This window comes from Amphibacillus marinus, from assembly GCF_900110345.1.
GTDB lineage: Bacteria > Bacillota > Bacilli > Bacillales > Amphibacillaceae > Amphibacillus_D > Amphibacillus_D marinus.
Genome location: NZ_FODJ01000001.1, coordinates 757,470 through 775,106, shown reverse-complemented (window position 1 = coordinate 775,106; position 17,637 = coordinate 757,470). Strand labels below are relative to the sequence as shown.

Here is a 17,637-nt window from a genome sequence, read left to right as displayed (position 1 = left end):
TCAATTATCGATAAAAAATTTTTTTCTTGTTCAATTAAAATTAGTATACTTGAGCAATGAAGCAAAATTAATGACGATGTAAATTCGGCAAAACTTAATTAAGCATATTATGATAGAATAATAACAGTCTTAAACATGTAAGTTCGCTAAAGAATTAGAGGGTGAGGACAGATGAATCTAAAAAAATATTGTTATAGATTAAGTAAAGGCAAGCTAGTCATGTTCACCTTTTTAATAATACTCTTTATTGGGTCAATTATCTTTGTGAATAATAATGATCGTTTTTATAATCGATCGATTGTTGAAGTGACAAGTATTGCTCAAGTTGATGAAAGGGAAGTCGTGGATCAACGGCAGAATCGAGATATTGTCTTTCGACAATATCTTACGGGAGTTGTCAAGAATGGGCCTTTTAAGGGACAATCGATTCAATTAAGTAATGAATATTCACAATCAAGAGCTTATCATCCTGAATTATCCGTAGGGCATGCCGTGTTTGTTGGTATTGAGGAGCAAGAAAATGGTGCGCTTTTCGGTGAGATAACAGAGATAAAACGTGATCAGGTCCTGGTATTAGTGGGTTGGCTATTTATCTTCACCTTACTGATCGTTGGAAGAAAGCAAGGTCTCTTTGCAATTATAAGTTTAGTGTTAAATACGGTTATCATTGTCTATACAATTCATCAATTTGCTGCAACTGCCAATGCTGAGTTATTACTATTAATGAGCTTTGCCGTCGTCGTTATTACGATCCTATCAATCTTCTTTGTGAGTGGTTTTCATGTGCGGACCTATGCTGCCATCCTATCAACCTTAATAGGAACCTTTGCTTTACTTGGGATCGCCATTGCTGTACTCGAACTAACGGGAGAACAGGGATTAAGATTTGAGGAAATGGCTTTTTTAAGCAGGCCACCACATGCGATCTTTATGGCTGGGGTGCTCATTGGTGCACTAGGAGCAGTAATGGATATTGGTGTATCAATGGCATCGTCGCTCTTTGCCTTGTATGAGCAGAATAATCAAATCTCTGTCAAAGCCTTGATTGAGTCAGGACGTGAAATTGGCAAGGATATTATGGGCACGATGACTAATATTTTATTTTTTGCCTATGTAAGTGGTACTATTCCTTCATTACTACTCTACTTCTTGAATGGCGCACCGTTAGGGTTTACACTGTCAATGAATTTGTCCTTAGAAATAACACGGGCATTAGCTGGTAGTATCGGAATCGTGCTCACCATTCCAATTGGATTGGTAACGACAATTTTAATGATTGAGTGGAAGCGGAGGAAGCTATGAATACCATAACAGCATTAAGTCTTATCCTTTTCCTATTAATGATAGCTATCGGGGGAAAGAAAGGGGTAAAGTCATTTATTGCCCTTTTTCTTAATTTTTTTGTATTAATAGTGGCTGTCATTATTATGAATGATGTCAATGTCGATCCAATAATTCTAACCTTAATTGCCTGTGCCTTTATTACATGTATTAGCTTATTTTTTATTAATGAAGTCAATAGTAAAACGAAAACAGCCTTTGTATCAACGATCATGACAGTTATCCTAATGATAATGTTAATTAGGCTAATTACTGAATACGGCATGATTCATGGTTTTGGTGAAGAAGAGGTTGAAGAACAGACCATTTTCTCTTATTATGTCGGGGTGAACTTTGTTAATATTGCGGCATCTGTCATTATTATGAGTACAGTAGGGGCAATTATTGATGAAGCAATTGCGATCAGTTCGCCCATGTTTGAAATTCATCGCCATCATCCTGATATTAAACGAAGAGAGCTTTTTCTAATTGGCATGAGAATCGGTAAGGATTTGTTAGCAAGTAATGCAAATACGTTATTCTTTGCCTTCTTTGGTGGTTACCTTGCGCTTCTTATTCGTTTTTTTGATCTTGGCTATACGATTGGCGAGATCGTTAATTCAAAAGTCTTTAGCAGAGAAATGCTGACGATCTTTGCTGGTGGAATTGGTGTTGCGCTTGTTATTCCAATAACCGCTAGTGTGGCAGCATATGTTTTAACGAAGCAGACTAAATCAATCCATGATCATGAGGAATAATAACGGGAAGGAGAGCGAGTTGTAGAAACTGGCTCTCTTTTAAAATAACAAGTTGTGTTAATATAATCCTGCTCCAAATCTAGTTATTTGCATTGATGTATTCAGCTGCTTGTTGCCCGGCTTGACGACCGAAAATGATAATATCAGCAAGGAGGAATTGTGATAATTCCTCCTGATAATTAATTACTTATTTTAAAAATTTAGAAACATTTTTATACGCATATTTAATGAACAAGATTGTCAATAGCGCATACTTTGATAAGCACTAATCATTTGCTCATACGTTAGTGCACCGTAGCTTTTGTCATGAATAATACCAGTTTGGTCAATCATAAAAGTAGTTGGAATAGCTTGTATATCGTACAAGCTTGAAGTGTCACCAGCTTTATCTATCGGGATGGGAAAGGTTAAAGCATGTTCCTTAACAAATGCGTCAACATCTGAATTTGAATGCTCAGTGTCAGTTAGGTTAACAGCAAGAATAGTAATTTCGGTATCTTCATAGAATCGTTGCATGTCAGGCATTTCAGCGCGGCACGGTGGACACCAGGTAGCCCAGAAGTTTAGCATGATTGGACTGCCAAGATAGTCGGAAAGCTGAACACGTTCGCCAGTTAATGTTTGAAGGTGAAAGTCAGGAGCTTGATTTCCAACCGCCAATCCGACTTCAACCTCCTCATTAGTTAGAACAAGCTCCCCATCATCATCATTATCACGAGAAAAAGTGGTGTAAATAAAATCAAATGCTGTCCAAGCCACCATGCCAATAATAGCAAGGATTAGAAGTGATTTGCGCACGCTAAAACCCCTTTCTAGCCTAGTCGCCCAAGCCAAGTATCTTGAATCAGTTTAATTAAGAGCCGGGAAAGATAGGGCATTAAGCCAAAAAATAAGGTTAATCCCATTAGTATCATTAGAATTGCACTGAGCTTATGCAGTTTAGTGCTGTATTTTCCAAGCCAGCTTGTTTTTTCAATGAAAATAATTAGGAAAACAAAAGGAATGATAAAACCAAGAACATAGACAAACGTATAAAGCAGTCCTTGAGCAGGGTAAAGAGCCGCTAACCATAAGATTGACCCGAAAATGGGACCGATACATGGTGTCCAACCTGCCGCAAAGGCAAGACCAACCAACAAGCTACCAAGATAGTGGGTAGGCTTCTTCGTAGAATGAACGCGCCAATCCCTCATTAAGCTCGGGATTTGAAGCCAATCAAGCATAAATAGACCCATTATCATCATAAAAAGGCCACCAATTCTTTGCAGGAGTAAGCCGGTATGTCCACCTAGTAGATGTTGGAACCATTGACCGAAGAAGGTCGCACTAGCCCCTAAACTTATAAAGATAAATGATACACCAAGTATGAAGAACAGACCGTGTATGAAGAGGTGATAAATTGATTTGGTTGTCTTATCCTCTTGGCTAATACCAGATAGATAGGACAAGAAAGCTGGTAGAATCGGGAGGAGACATGGCGATAGAACGGATAAAGCACCAGCAGACAATGCCCAGTATACACCTATAAATAATGACTCGGTCTCAAATAATCCCATAGCTTGATCTTCCTCCTATAAGGATGTCCATAACTCTATTCTTGTTATATATACGTTTAAAAACTAAAATCATGCATTGATAACATCGGAATTTCGTTATCAAAGGTAGCTGTTGAGAAATTGACAATATACCCATGCGGGTATATAATCTAGTTAATTATTAATAGAAGGAAGAACGAGAGGAACAATAAGAATGAGTCGTTTCACTTGTTTTTTACTGACATACTGAAGTTCCTAAAAAAACAAGATTTGTCTAACGATGATTGAATTAAAGGAAGTGGCCGATGTTGGATCACGAAACATTGTATACGACTGGAAACTGTCCGTACTGTATTATGATGAAGAATTTCTTAATTGAGGAGAAGGTTAGTTTTACTGAAGTAAGAGTAGATGCCGATCCAGCTGCCATTCAACAGGCTATTCAACAAACTGGACGTTTAGGGATTCCACAATTAGAGGTGAACGGGCAATGGGTTGTAGGCTAACACCCCCAAACTGTTTTGAAGTTAATAAACTGACATAATGCTGGTGAAATGACTAAAAGCAATTTGTTTGTTAAATATGCTTTAAGCCAGCTAAAGCTTAAGAAAATTTAAAATCCGCTAACAGATAGCTAACTAGAAGGAGTGATTGAACAATGGAAAGTATGACTGCAAAGGAATTATATGACCGAATAATGAATAGAGAGACATTGAATATTATTGATGTGCGTGAAGCAGATGAAGTTGCAGAAGGTAAAATTGCTCAGGCACAGCACATTGCGATGGGCCAAATTCCTAATGCTATTGCTGATTTAAATAAGAATGAACATTATTATATCATTTGTTTATCAGGAAGTAGAAGTGCAGCAGTTTGTCACTTCTTAGCAGATCAAGGTTTTGAAACAACAAATATTGAGGATGGCATGCTTGCATGGCAAGGCGAAACAGCTTAAGGGGGGCAATTAATGAGCAAGAAAATTGTAATTGTTGGTGGCGTTGCTGGTGGGGCATCCGTCGCGGCCAGACTTAGAAGATTGGATGAGCATGCCGACATCATCATGTTTGAGAAAGGGCCTCATGTTTCTTTTTCAAATTGTGCGTTACCCTATCATTTAAGTGGTATTGTTGAAAACAGTGACAAGCTGATCCTGATGTCTCCAGATATGTTTAGAAAACGATATAATATTGAAGCTAGAGTTGGTCAAGAAGTTACTAAAATTAACCGTAACCAAAAAACCGTGACCGTGTCTGAATTGACCAGTGGAAAGAGCTATCAAGAGAGCTATGACCAATTAGTTCTTTCGCCAGGTGCCGCGCCCGTACGGCCAAATTTACCGGGAGTTGAGCTTCCCCATGTTTTTACTGTTCGTAATGTTGTTGATATAGACCGGATTCATAAATATATTTACACGAATGAGTTAAAGGATATTACTGTTGTTGGTGGTGGCTTTATCGGTGTTGAGGTCGCTGAGAATTTACAATTGGCTGGCTATCATGTTACTTTAGTTGAATTTTCCGAGCAAATTATGAAGTCCTTTGACCATGATATGGCACAGATCTTACATAAAGAAATGCATGATCAGGGTGTAAAACTGGTATTAGGTGACGGCTTAGCAAAGATTAACGACAGCTCGATTATGACCCAATCTGGAAAGGAGATTTCGACCCAAGCTGTAATTTTAGCAATGGGAGTTAGTCCAGAGACTTCTCTCGCAAGTGAAGCAGGACTTGCGCTTGGTCAAACAGGTGCAATAAAAGTTGATCATAATTATTTAACGAATGATTCTAATATTTATGCGGTTGGCGATGCGATTGAGGTTTATCATAAATTACTGCATAAACCTGTTCGATTATCGTTAGCAGGGCCAGCACAAAAACAAGCACGAGCGGCGGCAGATCATATTTATGGTATTCCCAGCCGTCATCAAGGGGTGATTGGTTCATCTTCACTTCACTTATTTGACTTAAATGCGGCTTCGACCGGGCTAAATGTTCGTCAGGTTGAAGCGGCGGGGATAAGTTATGATTATAGTTATCTTATTCCACCGGATAAGGTCGGTTTGATGCCCAATAGTGCGCCCATGCACTTTAAACTGATTTTTGAAAAACCAACGGGAAGAATTCTTGGTGCTCAAGCGATTGGTAAAGGTAATGTTGATAAACGGATTGATGTGATCGCCACGATGATCTCAATGAATGGGACACTTGAGGATTTAAAGGATCTTGAGCTTAGCTACTCACCTATGCTCGGTACAGCAAAGGATGTTGTTAACCACGCTGCTTTAGTTAGCTTAAACCTTCTCCATGGTTACTATCAAGAGGTAAAAGTATCCGAGGTAAGATCACTTGTGGAGAAAAATGCTTTTATTATTGATGCTCGCGAAGAGGGAGAGTTTAGGTCAGGCCATCTGATTAATGCGATAAACATACCTTTAAGTGAATTTAGAACGAGACTTGACGAGATACCGAAAACAGAACCAATCTATGTCCATTGTCGATCTGGCCAACGTAGCTACAATATGGTTATGGCTTTGTTACATTTAGGTTATCAGGATGTTTACAATATCGCAGGTTCATATTTGGGCATTAATCTGTATGAATATTTTACTGATCAACATACCGGGCGTGAGCCGATTGTTACCAAGTACAATTTTAAATAAAATAGAGGCTGGTAGTATCTAACCTCTAACATTCACTGACGACAATTAAAGGTGAGGGAGTATACATGAATGGATTATGATAAACGTATTGTTAATCGTTTGAAGCGAGCAGAGGGTCAAATAAAAGGTGTGCTCACAATGATTGAGCAAAATAAGGATTGTCGTGATGTGATCACCCAATTATCGGCCTCCCGCACCGCGATTGATCGTGCGATTGCGTTAATTGTCAGTATAAATTTAGAGCAGTGTGTCAGAGATAGTGTTGAAACGGGCCAAGATAGTAGTGAGCTTATTAAAGAAGCGGTTAATTTGTTAGTTAAGAGTAATTAGGTTGGTCAGGCTAAAGATAAAGTGAATCTTTAAGCAGTGTGTGTTTTTATCCTACACTGAGTGTTGTCACCACAGGCATGGGACTGCGGTTACTCGCCCCATCGAAAGCATTTGCGCCTAAAGTTATGACCAAAGTGCGGTCTCTGAATGAATTGGACTTTTATTGACTGTTGATCCCCCACCGCACTTGGATTTTCCTCGTATCCTTGAACTGGGGGCATACAGTTAGTTAATCTGCGAAAAGGGGAAAAATTGATGTTAATGGAACTAGACAGATCGAAGTTTGAATGTTTAACTGAGCTTGTTAGTCAAAGTAATCATATTGAAGAGAAAGCGATTGTGACTGGTAATAATCCTGGACGGATATTTGTTTTAGATTCAAATAATCCGCGATCTGCTTTGATTTGGCCAGCCAATAATGATGGTTTTATTTTTGTTGGTTATGCAAATGATCCTGTTTTTAACAGTGCTGCAAAAAACTACATTGAACAAAAACTAGTTCCAGAGTTGAAGGCACTAAAGTTGGATTATTTTGAATGCATCGGTAATAGCCTAGACTGGTTTACTACGATCGAGAAACTATTCTCAGACCGTAGCTTAAGCTCTTGGAAGCAAAATTTGTATCAACTTCCAGAAAATAACTCACTTGATGCATTGATGCTTGATCTTGATGATAACTACGAATTAGTCGAGGTAACTAAAGATTTTTTAAACCGAGTTGATCTAACTAACATTGCTTTTCTCCAAGATTGTTTAAGTGAGTTTTGGGGGAGCTTAGCACAATTTTTTGAGCACGGTATGGCATTTGTCATCATCTATAACAATGAAATTGTGAGCATCTGTTATTCAGGGTTTGTCTTCCATAACACGCACGCAATTGGGATTGAAACCATTGAGCCATATCGGGGCAAAAGGCTTGCGCTTCAGATTGCTACAGCTTTTGCTCAAGCAGCGGCTGTTAGGGGAGTGTGCCTTGTTTGGGACTGTATGGCGGAGAATGTCCCCTCAAATAAATTGGCGCAACGGCTTGGTTTTCAGTTGCAGTATACTTATTATGGGTATGAATTTGAACTTTAACCTAGTAAATTAACAAGCTCTTATTGAAGTAGAGGTTCAATGAGAGCTTGTTTTTATTTAAGGGTTGTGTGCACCACGAACAATTGCAATGAGGTACCATTCATCATTAATCTGTTCGAAGACGAAGCGAAGTGCTTGCCAGTAATGCCAGTCATCTTCATCTGGTTCATGATAGTACTCAATGTATATAGCATCAGGAAAAACTTCGGGAATGGTATTGGGTTGACTACCGCCCCCGTCGACAATGGAATCATTATAACTAATTTGATCATAGGTAAGTTGATAATCTGGATTAAATTTATGTACGGCTAAGAATTCATCAACCCATTCATTCGGGGTAGCAAAATATTCACGTCCGCTTTGATCCCAAGACCATCGATATTCTTTTTCATTATTATTAAAGTCCTCAATATCTTTAACACTAAAAAAAAGATCATCTTCAGCCCCGATATTTGCAAACGGGGAGTAAATTAGCCCCTTGTCATAATGAGGTTTGCTTGCTAATTGGGACCATTCTTTATGCATTAAATTTTGAAAGATAGCATCTGCTTTTGCTAATAGGAAAAGCTCAGCTTGAATGCCTAATTTTGTTGTTATCTGATAGTTAACAGTTTCATAGCTAGTCACCTTTAATTGTTGGAGTGAATAATTGGTAATGAGATAGCCACCTAGAAAAATGACAAAACAAAAGAAGAAGGCGATAATAACGTATGGATTTACTGCTTTTTCTCTTTTCTTCAAGGGCAAGACTCCTTTTATTTTTGTACTCGCCATAAACTATACCCAAAATAATAGTAAGCGACACATGCAGAAAAAAAATCCCTCGATTAGAGCAAATGATTATTTGCTCTAATCGAGGGAGGAACTTAAATTGCTTTTAGTTTCTCGTGCAAGTATTCAGCCAAGTACTCATGTGCAAACATACCTGCCGCTTCTTCGGCACTAGAATTATAATTTGTGTTGGTATTGACATCATAAACATAAATTTGATGATTACTATCCTCGACCCATTCAATGGCAGCTACATCAATATTAGCTTGATTTAAAAAAGTTTGATAGCTTTGCTGCTGGTTGCTTGGAAGGGGCTGAGTGATCTCAAATTTGGTTGAGCTCTCAAGCTGTTCCGGCCTATCTTCAATCGTACATTCATCGGCGGGGCATAATTGAAACCCATCTGTTGTATCAATAGAAACCGTATATAGAAATTTTTGATTAATGAATTCCGAACGTCTTATTTTCCCATCAATTGGTTTAATGTATTGTTGTAATAATGTAATGCCATCAACTGAAGGTTCAAATAATGGGCTGTTAACATATGCAGCTAGCTCTGCTTGTGAAGCAAACAAGTGGACTCCAAGACCTTTGCCAGCACGGTTGTGCTTGGTGATAAGTGGATAACAATTAAGCTCCTGTGCCGCAGAAATAATGCGCTCTTGTCCCAGGACAGCAACGGTTTTAGGTGTTTGAATGTTAGCCTGTTGCAGCGCCAAGTATTGCTTAACCTTACTAATCTCAAGATCAATAGCACCCGTACCATTTATGACAGGGCGTTGATAGAATTCTAGCCATTTAATGACTTGTTGGGTGAATTCAGGCGCATAGCGATGCCCTCGTGTATGGGAGGAGGCTGACATGCGATTATAAAAGACACCAATTGGTGGTGAACTATCGATATTTATGCTGCCACTAGCTAGATCCCACAGCTCGTAAGGAACACCTTTTATGTCTAGCCATTTGGTCAAGTGTTCAGTCCACTCTAAGTTTTCATGTAAGACAAATACTTTTGGCTGACTCATTCCTTCACTCCTCGTTTTTCACTAAATTTAAGTGATCGTATCATTTAGAAGTGAGATTGTCAAAGTAATTGACTTACCTAATAGCATCGACAAACGATTAGGTCATGATTCTATCTGGGATAGGGTGTAGCTCACGAATCCTGCTGTTAAACTGAATATCATATAGACTATTAATTAAGTTGTTAAAAATAGTATCCCACGATTGAGCTTTAGCAAAGTTTCGAGCTGACTGTGCCATTGCTGCACGTAGTAACTTCTTTTCAATTAACATTAGCGTTTTGTTGGTAAACTGCTCAACTTGCTTTGCATCGCATAGGAAGCCGTTAACCCCATCTTGAACAAGGTTCTTAACCCCGCCACTGTTCGCTCCAATAATCGGTAACCCCGATGCCATGGCTTCTAACACGACATTACCAAAGGTCTCACTTGATGAGGGAAAGAGAAAGATGTCACTTGATGCATACAAGGTTGCTAATGCCTCTCCTTTAACGAAACCAGTCCAGGTCACATTTTTCTTTTTTTTCTTGGATAAAGGAGAGAGGAGTGGACCATCTCCAGCAATGATTAAATGTGTATGTTGTCTAACCTGATCTGGCAGTGCGGCAAACGTCTTTAATACAATCTCAATCTCTTTTTCTGGCGCAATGCGCCCGACATATAAGAGTATGGTCTCAGCGGTTATTTGATATTTTTCTCTAATAAAGGTTTGATGCCGTTTTTTTGGTGTGAAGTAAATATGATCAACACCACGGCTCCAAACTTCAATTTGCGGATGGAACTGTTGGGCCGTTAATTTCATCTTTGTCTCCACTGAGGGAACATAAATCCGCCTAATGGGTTGATGAAACCATGCTAAATACTTTTGTAGCCATTTTTTAAAATAGCTTAGTCGATAATAATCTAAGTAATGATCAAAATGGGTATGATAGGAGGCAACGATCGGAATATTTTGGCTTTTACCATAATGTAAGCCAATTAAGCCAAGGTTAAATGGTGTGACAATATGAATGAGATCTGGTCTAAATTTATCTAGCTCTTTCTTTATGTGTGGGTAGATAGGAAGCGTAAATCGACAATTGCGATAAAGTAAAAATGGAATACTAGTAAGGCGCTGCACATCAGGCTCCGTGCTGATAGCTTTAGCAGAAGATGGTGCAAACAGGCGATAGCTAATACCTTTTCGTTTTAAGTAGGTGAGGTAGCGCTCCAATGTTACAGCGACACCATTAACTTCAGGTGCAAAAGTATCAGTAAAAATAGCGATTTTCATAACAGCACTCCTTTTCATGACTGATTTAATGCTACTTTTACTATAACAGTCGTTCTTTGAGCAGGTATTAAGCTAGAGTTAAGGTATTGAAAACTTTTACTGAAAAGAAGCACTATTTTTTTGCGAAAATAATCAAAACATTAGTTGCTATCATTCATCATAAACATAAGAAGCAGGCTCTTCATAGCCCGGATCGTAATAATCTGCTTTAATAAAAGTATTCATCTAAAATATCTGCGTTCAATGATATTTAATGAGATGCGTGGTCAGGAGTAGGGGAGGGTTAACGATTTTCCCTGACAATGAACAACTGGCCAATAGATTTTCTGTAGTTATTATCAATGGCCTACTTATGTTGCTCAGGAGCAGTGACGTAGTTTAAAATGTTCATAAGTAGATGTTTTTCTTAATTTAACCCTTAATTAGTGCTTGGATGTTTGAGTAGCCTATAGAATGGTTATAGATGTCACTAGTAGCTATAAAAAGGAAGAGAGGATGTTTAAGAGACATGAAGGTTTTAATCATTGGTGCAAATGGACAAATTGGCAAGCATTTAGTGAAATTAATGCAAGAGACGGAAAGTATTCATGCCAAAGCAATGATTCGCAAAGAGGAGCAAGCCGCATATTTTAATAATCTGGGCGCTGAGACAGTGCTCGTTGATCTAGAGGGTGAAATAGAGCAAATTGCTGCGGCAGCTAACGATGTAGATGCGATTGTATTTACAGCTGGATCAGGACCAAAGACAGGTAAGGATAAAACAATTATGGTTGATCTGGACGGGGCTGTTAAAACGATTGAAGCAGCTAAAGTAGCAGGAGTACAGCGCTATATCATGATTAGCTCATTTGACACGACGCGAACAGCTATTCAGGAAGCGCCAGAGTCATTTGCCCCTTACGTCGTGGCAAAGCATTATGCAGATGAGTGGTTACGTGCTACTAATCTCGACCATACCATCATTCATCCAGGAATGCTTACAAATGATGAAGGAACAGGACAAGTGACCTTGGCAAACACTGTAGAGGTGGGAGAAGTTGCGCGCGAGGATATTGCTCTTGTTATTTTAGAAACGCTTAAGCAGGACAGTACAATAGGCAAGGAATTTCAGGTCGTTGGTGGAACAACACCAATTGCCGAAGCAATTCAGTCAATTTAAATTAAATAGAAGAGCACGTTAGTTCATGGTAACCATGATGCTAACGTGCTTTTTAAATAGTATTTGTGTTGGCGTTAACGTGGGATTGATAACCGTTTTCCATATTAACGCAAGTGCTGTTTGCGTCAACGAGGAAACGATTACCGCCCTCCAGATTAATGCTTACGTCAGAAAAATTAATGAATTAGCCACTTCAGACTAGCAGTAATCACCAATATCAAGCGCTGTAATCACTTCGAAACAATCGCGATAGTCAATCGTGACCTGTTCATCTTCAAGATAGCGTTTTGTTGTATAATCAATCTGAATCGGAATATTGTCAATGGTTACGGTGGTATCAATCTTTCTTGGCTGATCAAAGGTGAATAGATAACGGACACCCATGCCACAGCCACCGGAAATCTGTGCATCAATTCTAGGCAGATACGAATCTGAAAAGTGCATCATTTTTAACTGGTTAAGTGCTGGTTTTGTCAATAATATATTCACCTTATCTCCTCCTTAGCTAGTCCTCTTTAGTATAACGTAAGATCGGTTTTCGAGAAGCCTTTGTTTCATCTAAGCGACCAATTACCGTGGTATGTGGTGCATTTAATACCATTTGCGGGTCGTTTTCAACCTCTTTGGCAATTGCAATCATCGTATCGGCAAAGGCGTCTAATGTTTCTTTTGTTTCTGTTTCGGTTGGTTCAATCATCAGGCCTTCTTCTACATTTAACGGGAAGTAGATGGTTGGCGGATGATAGCCAAAGTCAAGTAAGCGCTTGGCAATATCTAATGTACGCACACCAAGCTTTTTCTGCTTTGAGCCGGACAAGACAAATTCATGCTTACAAACCTGTGGGTACGGTGTTGCATAATAAGGTTCTAAGCGTTTCTTTAAGTAATTGGCATGAAGCACGGCTGATTCCGACACTTGGTACAAGCCGTCTGGCCCCATTGTGCGAATATACGTGTATGCTCTTGCTAGGATACCAAAATTGCCATAATAGCCCTTTACTCGTCCAATTGAAAGCTTCTCACTCGTATTTAACGTGTATTGGTCACCGTTTTTCTCAACTCGCGGAATCGGTAGATATGGTGCAAGCTCCTTGGTAACGCCAACAGGACCTGCACCTGGTCCACCGCCACCATGTGGTGTGGTAAATGTTTTATGCAGATTTAAATGGACAATATCAAAGCCCATTTTCCCTGGTGTTGTTCTTCCAAGAATGGCGTTGGCGTTAGCCCCATCGTAATAAAGTAAACCACCAGCTTCGTGGACAACCTGAGCAATCTCAACAATATCCTTCTCAAATAAACCAAGTGTATTTGGGTTTGTAAGCATTAAAGCGGCTGTTTCTTCATTAACATGCTGTTTAAGTTCAGCAAGATCGACTAAACCAGCTTCATTTGATGGAATTGTAACTGTTTCAAATCCAGCAATAGCTGCCGTTGCTGGATTTGTCCCATGGGCAGAATCGGGTACTAACACCTTTGTTCGATTTTGGCCATTTTGCTTATGGTAGTGCTTGGCAATCATCAATCCGGTCCATTCGCCTTGCGCACCAGCAGAGGGCTGGAGACTGACTTCATCCATACCAGTAATTTCGGCTAAGTCTGCTTGTAGTTCATATAAAAGCTGAAGCGCACCTTGAACTGTTTCTTCAGGCTGATAAGGATGAATGCGACTAATGCCATCTAAACGAGCTATGTCTTCATTTACCTTTGGATTGTACTTCATTGTACATGATCCTAACGGATAAAAACCACTATCGACACCATAATTCTTATTTGATAGAGCTGTATAGTGACGCATAAGTTGAAGCTCTGAAACCTCAGGGAGCTCGGCTTCACTGTCTCTGAGTAAATGACTTGGAAATTTATCTGTTAAGGTCACTGGATCAACATCACTTGTTGGCAGGTCAACGCCAATCCGTCCTGGTTGACTGACCTCAAAAATCATTTTATTGTACGTTGTCATGATAATGCCCCCAATACAGCTACAAATTGATCAATCTCTTCTTTAGTACGTTGCTCAGTGACAGCAATTAGCATGTGTGTGTCTAAAGAATAGATTCCTGATAAGTCAAACCCGCCAATAAAGCCTGCTTCAAATAGTGCTTGATTAGCGTCCTTGGTTGAAACAGGTAGCTCAACGACAAACTCATTAAAAAACGCTGACTGATTATGAATAGGAAAGCCCTTTTCCCTAAGCTGATTGGCCAGATAATCTGCCTTCTCAATATTAAGCTTAGCCATTTGTTGAATGCCCTTTTTGCCCAAGGCGGACATACAAACAGCTGAGGCAAGTGCATTTAACGCTTGATTCGAGCAGATATTTGAGGATGCCCTTTCACGTCGAATGTGCTGTTCCCGCGCCTGAAGGGCTAGGGTAAAGCCACGCTTACCGTCAGCATCATTGGATTGGCCGACAATTCTTCCGGGAATCTTCCGCATTAACTTCTTCGTTGCTGCAAAGTAACCGCAATGTGGACCACCAAAGGACATCGGAATGCCTAAGGGCTGCATATCGCCAACAACGATGTCAGCACCTAGCTTACCAGGTGCTTGAAGAACTGCTAATGCAAGCGGATTTGCACTAACAATAAAGAGGGCGCCGTTATCCTGAGCAATCTTTTTTATCTCGGCTAAATCCTCAATCGATCCCAAGAAGTTAGGATACTGTACAATAATAGCTGCTGTCTGCTCATCTGTTTGCTCAGCTAGACAAGTTAAGCTAGTAATATCGCCTGTTCTTTCAGCAGTGTTGACAGTATATTCAAGTCCCTCTGCGTTGGTAGCAAGAATGGCACGTGTTTCTGGGTGGACAGTTTCAGCAACGATTACCTTGGGCCGCTTTGTTGAGGTTACCGCGAGTGCTGCTGCTTCAGCAACAGCGGTGAAGCCATCATACATTGATGAGTTAGCAACATCCATACCAGTTAGCTCACACACCATTGTCTGAAATTCAAAGATAGCCTGCAATTCACCTTGGCTAATTTCCGGTTGGTATGGTGTATAGGCAGTATAAAATTCAGAGCGTGAGATAACGTGATTAACCACACTTGGAATAAAATGATCGTAAGTACCTGCACCAAGGAAGTAGCTGTATTGATTAGCATTAATATTACGTCCAGCTAGCTGATGCATTTTTTTAACAAGTAGTGACTCGGGTAGCGCCGCTGGAATTGTTAAAGGCTCAGTCAATCGAATTGATTTTGGTAAATCTGCATATAAGTCATCAAGTGAATCCATCTTTAAGAAGTCAAGCATTGCTTGCTGATCTTCAATTGTATCTGGCAGGTAGCGGAAGCGAGCAGTCATGGTTATTCTTCTCCTTCAGCAATTAGGTTTTGATAGGCTGCTTCATCTAATAGCTGCTCTAACTCACTTGGATCAGTAAATTCGATTTCAACTAACCAACCTGCTTCATAGGGGTCGCTGTTTATCTTCTCAGGTTCATCCTCTAAGCTCTCATTTACCTTTACAATCGTTCCTGAGATTGGCGCATAGAAGTCGGAAGCGGCCTTTACTGACTCAATAACGCCTAATGAATCGCCAGCATTCACTTTATCGTCAACCTCAGCATTTTCAACGTAAACAATATCGCCAAGCTCCTGCTGAGCAAAATCCGTAATGCCAATTCGTGCTCGATTATCTGTTAATGGAACAATCCATTCATGTTTGATCGTAAATTTAATAGTTTTGGTCATAAGATAACGCCCTTTCCTTTTTGCTTATTTTTTTGTTAAAAATGGAGTTTTTACAATTTTAGCCTCAACCAGTTTGTTTCGAATCTCAATGTAAACGGTCGTTCCTACCTCACTGTAGTCAGTATTAATAAGTGCTAGCCCTAAGTGTTTTTTTAGTGAGGGGGAATGGGTGCCTGACGTAATAACGCCAATTTCAGTACCTTCCGCTGTTAAAACACGATAATCATGGCGAGGAATTCCCCGTCCAAGTAGTTCAACGCCAACTAACTTGCGCTTAAGCCCAGCAGCTTTTTGTTCAGCAAGAGCGGTTTTACCAATAAAGTCAGCTGGCTTGTTAAGCTTAACCGTAAAGCTAATCCCAGCTTCAAGTGGTGAAATCTTGTCAGATAGCTCTTGACCGTAAAGGGCTAAACGTGCTTCAAATCGCAAGGTATCACGAGCACCAAGGCCACATGCCATTATCGCATCATTAGCAGCTAAAAGTGCCTGCCACAACTTAGGTGCCTCACTGTTTGCAAGATAGAGTTCAAAGCCATCCTCACCCGTATAACCGGTTCTAGAGACGAGGATATCAGAAATATTAGCAATTTCTATCTCCTGAAGGAAATGAAATCCTTTAATTTGACTTAAATCTGTTTTAGTCAGTTGCTGCAAAATTTGCTCTGCCTGTGGCCCTTGAATAGCTAATTGCGCCATTTGATCGGAAATATTAGAAATGCTTAGCCCTGCAAATCTTGAAGCGTGTTCTGCTACCCAATTAAAATCTTTCTCAATATTGGCTGCGTTAACGACCAGTAAAAAGCGATCATCTGCCAATTTATAAACAAGGAGGTCATCAACCGTCCCGCCGTCGGGATAACACATCGCTGTGTACTGAGCTTGATTAATTGAAATTTTTGTTACATCATTGGTAAGCAAATAATTAAGAAATGACTCTGCCTGATGTCCTTCAATCAAAAACTCACCCATGTGCGAGACATCAAATAGACCTGCCGCTCCTCTTACCGCCTGATGTTCATCGATAATACTTGAAAAATGGACTGGCAAAGCCCAGCCACCAAAATTAATTACCTTTGCACCATATTGCTCATATAACGGGAAAAGTGGTGTTCGCTTTAAAGCATCCTGACTCATCTACTCTAGCACCTCCTAAATTAATCGAACCCTTGCTCGTAAGTCTCTAGATAACAGAAAAAAGGACAGAGAAGGGCACTTAACTACAGCCCTTCTCTGTCCTCTTTACCTGAGAGTTTTCGCTTTTTAAAAAAATAAAAAGCTCCCCTTTGGTGGCATCAGCATGCGCTCTCCAGAGATTCGTCCTATTATGGTTCGGTTACCTGAGAGATTAATTCATAAGGGATCTTTTATGAACTTGCTCCTTCGGTGGTATGCAACATACGCTCTCCCATAATAATCATCCGCACTATTTATACTTAGTTAACATGTTACTATTGTTTTAAGAGAAATGCTATAGCTATGTTATTTTTTTTAACAATTTTTCAAGCGAAAAACGAACAATGTCTTTGTTTTGTTTTGAAAAAAGGAATGAAATAGTTATTAATGAGGTAATTTTTAAAAAAATTATCTTAATGTTCGGTTTTAGAGTTGGATAAGCGTAAGGATAATAAATTAAAGAAAGAGAATGTTTGTTCGTGTGAGGTGTGTTATAATAGGAATAGATAATGTTCTTTTAGGGTAAGGTCGGCTAATCCCCGAGAATGGAAGGGGGTGAGGCCTATGAGTATGTACGAAAGTATAATGGTACTGTTAGGGTTTGGTACCTTCTTGATTGCATTGCTCGCTTTGGTCATATCAATGATCAATAAAAAATAGACCTCCCTATTTGCCCTGAAAAGTAATTAGGAGAGGTCTATCACCCAACGTGATAGCCGATCCCTCTGGGGGAACCGCTTATCGATAACGCGTAGTGATCGCTACGCGTTATTTATTATCGTCATTTATGATTTTATTATAACATAAATGTGTTCGATAAGTCATGACGTATATTTATTTTGTACATTTAATCTGTAATTTA

At 39.6% G+C, this 17,637-nt stretch carries 19 protein-coding genes and 1 riboswitch; of the genes, 9 read left to right on the top strand and 10 right to left on the bottom strand.

Annotated elements, in window-relative coordinates; all coding sequences use genetic code 11:
* Positions 1-171 precede the first annotated feature (171 nt).
* Positions 172-1,302, top strand: a complete 1,131-nt coding sequence (locus tag BM000_RS03665; RefSeq protein ID WP_091494920.1) for a YibE/F family protein — start codon at positions 172-174, stop codon at positions 1,300-1,302.
* On the top strand, positions 1,299-2,078 hold the full coding sequence (locus tag BM000_RS03660; RefSeq protein ID WP_091494918.1) for a YibE/F family protein: 780 nt from the start codon (positions 1,299-1,301) through the stop codon (positions 2,076-2,078). Before BM000_RS03665 ends, BM000_RS03660 begins: the two co-directional genes overlap by 4 nt.
* A 240-nt stretch (positions 2,079-2,318) precedes the next feature.
* Here the strand turns inward: BM000_RS03660 and BM000_RS03655 are convergent, their stop codons facing one another.
* Both BM000_RS03655 and BM000_RS03650 read right to left on the bottom strand, forming a co-directional pair.
* A complete protein-coding gene (locus BM000_RS03655) occupies positions 2,319-2,876 on the bottom strand; it encodes a redoxin domain-containing protein (RefSeq protein WP_245751558.1) in 558 nt (185 codons plus the stop codon).
* Between the two features lie 14 nt (positions 2,877-2,890).
* A complete protein-coding gene (locus BM000_RS03650; RefSeq protein WP_091494916.1) occupies positions 2,891-3,634 on the bottom strand; it encodes a cytochrome c biogenesis CcdA family protein in 744 nt (247 codons plus the stop codon).
* A 284-nt stretch (positions 3,635-3,918) separates the two neighbouring features.
* Between BM000_RS03650 and BM000_RS03645 the strand changes: the two genes are divergently transcribed.
* The 5 genes from BM000_RS03645 to BM000_RS03625 all read left to right on the top strand — a co-directional run bounded on the left by BM000_RS03645 (position 3,919) and on the right by BM000_RS03625 (position 7,682).
* Positions 3,919-4,119 (top strand): glutaredoxin family protein, encoded by a 201-nt coding sequence (locus BM000_RS03645; protein WP_245751557.1) that lies wholly within the window; start codon positions 3,919-3,921, stop codon positions 4,117-4,119.
* Between the two features lie 152 nt (positions 4,120-4,271).
* Positions 4,272-4,568 carry a rhodanese-like domain-containing protein gene (locus tag BM000_RS03640; protein WP_091494914.1) on the top strand — a complete coding sequence of 99 codons (297 nt, stop codon included), beginning with the start codon at positions 4,272-4,274 and terminating at the stop codon, positions 4,566-4,568.
* Positions 4,569-4,580: 12 nt separating this feature from the next.
* Positions 4,581-6,275: an FAD-dependent oxidoreductase gene (locus BM000_RS03635; RefSeq protein ID WP_091494912.1), complete on the top strand. Its 1,695-nt coding sequence runs from the start codon at positions 4,581-4,583 to the stop codon at positions 6,273-6,275.
* A 69-nt stretch (positions 6,276-6,344) separates the two neighbouring features.
* Positions 6,345-6,605 (top strand): metal-sensitive transcriptional regulator, encoded by a 261-nt coding sequence (locus BM000_RS03630; protein ID WP_091494910.1) that lies wholly within the window; start codon positions 6,345-6,347, stop codon positions 6,603-6,605.
* 255 nt (positions 6,606-6,860) lie between these two features.
* The gene (locus tag BM000_RS03625) at positions 6,861-7,682 is read left to right on the top strand and encodes a GNAT family N-acetyltransferase (protein ID WP_091494908.1); all 822 of its coding nucleotides are present in this window, start codon (positions 6,861-6,863) and stop codon (positions 7,680-7,682) included.
* A gap of 57 nt (positions 7,683-7,739) precedes the next feature.
* On the opposite strand, the gene BM000_RS03620 is transcribed toward BM000_RS03625, so the two are convergent.
* From BM000_RS03620 to BM000_RS03610, 3 genes are all read right to left on the bottom strand, one after another.
* Positions 7,740-8,423 (bottom strand): hypothetical protein, encoded by a 684-nt coding sequence (locus BM000_RS03620; protein ID WP_091494906.1) that lies wholly within the window; start codon positions 8,421-8,423, stop codon positions 7,740-7,742.
* 125 nt (positions 8,424-8,548) lie between these two features.
* A complete protein-coding gene (locus BM000_RS03615) occupies positions 8,549-9,478 on the bottom strand; it encodes an ATP-grasp domain-containing protein (RefSeq protein ID WP_091494904.1) in 930 nt (309 codons plus the stop codon).
* A gap of 97 nt (positions 9,479-9,575) precedes the next feature.
* Positions 9,576-10,748, bottom strand: coding sequence for a glycosyltransferase family 4 protein (locus BM000_RS03610; RefSeq protein ID WP_091494902.1), 1,173 nt, complete (start codon positions 10,746-10,748; stop codon positions 9,576-9,578).
* Between the two features lie 508 nt (positions 10,749-11,256).
* On the opposite strand from BM000_RS03610, the gene BM000_RS03605 reads away from it, so the two are divergent.
* Positions 11,257-11,907, top strand: a complete 651-nt coding sequence (locus BM000_RS03605; RefSeq protein ID WP_091494900.1) for an SDR family oxidoreductase — start codon at positions 11,257-11,259, stop codon at positions 11,905-11,907.
* Positions 11,908-12,105: 198 nt separating this feature from the next.
* Here the strand turns inward: BM000_RS03605 and BM000_RS03600 are convergent, their stop codons facing one another.
* Genes BM000_RS03600 through gcvT form a run of 5 tightly spaced genes read right to left on the bottom strand, consistent with a single transcriptional unit; the run spans position 12,106 to position 16,736 of the window.
* Positions 12,106-12,396 (bottom strand): hypothetical protein, encoded by a 291-nt coding sequence (locus tag BM000_RS03600; RefSeq protein ID WP_091494898.1) that lies wholly within the window; start codon positions 12,394-12,396, stop codon positions 12,106-12,108.
* 16 nt (positions 12,397-12,412) lie between these two features.
* Positions 12,413-13,870: an aminomethyl-transferring glycine dehydrogenase subunit GcvPB gene (gcvPB, locus tag BM000_RS03595; RefSeq protein ID WP_091494896.1), complete on the bottom strand. Its 1,458-nt coding sequence runs from the start codon at positions 13,868-13,870 to the stop codon at positions 12,413-12,415.
* Positions 13,867-15,213, bottom strand: a complete 1,347-nt coding sequence (gcvPA, locus tag BM000_RS03590) for an aminomethyl-transferring glycine dehydrogenase subunit GcvPA (protein ID WP_091494894.1) — start codon at positions 15,211-15,213, stop codon at positions 13,867-13,869. The genes gcvPB and gcvPA overlap by 4 nt, the downstream gene beginning before the upstream one ends.
* A gap of 2 nt (positions 15,214-15,215) precedes the next feature.
* On the bottom strand, positions 15,216-15,602 hold the full coding sequence (gene gcvH / locus BM000_RS03585) for a glycine cleavage system protein GcvH (protein ID WP_091494892.1): 387 nt from the start codon (positions 15,600-15,602) through the stop codon (positions 15,216-15,218).
* Positions 15,603-15,626: 24 nt separating this feature from the next.
* A complete protein-coding gene (gene gcvT / locus BM000_RS03580) occupies positions 15,627-16,736 on the bottom strand; it encodes a glycine cleavage system aminomethyltransferase GcvT (RefSeq protein WP_091494890.1) in 1,110 nt (369 codons plus the stop codon).
* 181 nt (positions 16,737-16,917) lie between these two features.
* Positions 16,918-17,020, bottom strand: a riboswitch (glycine riboswitch).
* A gap of 319 nt (positions 17,021-17,339) precedes the next feature.
* On the opposite strand from gcvT, the gene BM000_RS03575 reads away from it, so the two are divergent.
* Positions 17,340-17,435: a putative holin-like toxin gene (locus BM000_RS03575; RefSeq protein WP_091494888.1), complete on the top strand. Its 96-nt coding sequence runs from the start codon at positions 17,340-17,342 to the stop codon at positions 17,433-17,435.
* Positions 17,436-17,637 lie beyond the last annotated feature (202 nt).

What these genes read in the sequence shown, in the direction of transcription:
- BM000_RS03665 (WP_091494920.1), top strand. Translation starts at nt 172, where the DNA reads ATGAATCTAAAAAAATATTGTTATAGATTAAGTAAAGGCAAGCTAGTC.
- BM000_RS03660 (WP_091494918.1), top strand. Translation starts at nt 1,299, where the DNA reads ATGAATACCATAACAGCATTAAGTCTTATCCTTTTCCTATTAATGATA.
- BM000_RS03650 (WP_091494916.1), bottom strand. Translation starts at nt 3,634, where the DNA reads ATGGGATTATTTGAGACCGAGTCATTATTTATAGGTGTATACTGGGCA.
- BM000_RS03645 (WP_245751557.1), top strand. Translation starts at nt 3,919, where the DNA reads ATGTTGGATCACGAAACATTGTATACGACTGGAAACTGTCCGTACTGT.
- BM000_RS03640 (WP_091494914.1), top strand. Translation starts at nt 4,272, where the DNA reads ATGGAAAGTATGACTGCAAAGGAATTATATGACCGAATAATGAATAGA.
- BM000_RS03635 (WP_091494912.1), top strand. Translation starts at nt 4,581, where the DNA reads ATGAGCAAGAAAATTGTAATTGTTGGTGGCGTTGCTGGTGGGGCATCC.
- BM000_RS03630 (WP_091494910.1), top strand. Translation starts at nt 6,345, where the DNA reads ATGGATTATGATAAACGTATTGTTAATCGTTTGAAGCGAGCAGAGGGT.
- BM000_RS03625 (WP_091494908.1), top strand. Translation starts at nt 6,861, where the DNA reads ATGTTAATGGAACTAGACAGATCGAAGTTTGAATGTTTAACTGAGCTT.
- BM000_RS03615 (WP_091494904.1), bottom strand. Translation starts at nt 9,478, where the DNA reads ATGAGTCAGCCAAAAGTATTTGTCTTACATGAAAACTTAGAGTGGACT.
- BM000_RS03610 (WP_091494902.1), bottom strand. Translation starts at nt 10,748, where the DNA reads ATGAAAATCGCTATTTTTACTGATACTTTTGCACCTGAAGTTAATGGT.
- BM000_RS03605 (WP_091494900.1), top strand. Translation starts at nt 11,257, where the DNA reads ATGAAGGTTTTAATCATTGGTGCAAATGGACAAATTGGCAAGCATTTA.
- gcvPB (WP_091494896.1), bottom strand. Translation starts at nt 13,870, where the DNA reads ATGACAACGTACAATAAAATGATTTTTGAGGTCAGTCAACCAGGACGG.
- gcvPA (WP_091494894.1), bottom strand. Translation starts at nt 15,213, where the DNA reads ATGACTGCTCGCTTCCGCTACCTGCCAGATACAATTGAAGATCAGCAA.
- gcvH (WP_091494892.1), bottom strand. Translation starts at nt 15,602, where the DNA reads ATGACCAAAACTATTAAATTTACGATCAAACATGAATGGATTGTTCCA.
- gcvT (WP_091494890.1), bottom strand. Translation starts at nt 16,736, where the DNA reads ATGAGTCAGGATGCTTTAAAGCGAACACCACTTTTCCCGTTATATGAG.
- BM000_RS03575 (WP_091494888.1), top strand. Translation starts at nt 17,340, where the DNA reads ATGAGTATGTACGAAAGTATAATGGTACTGTTAGGGTTTGGTACCTTC.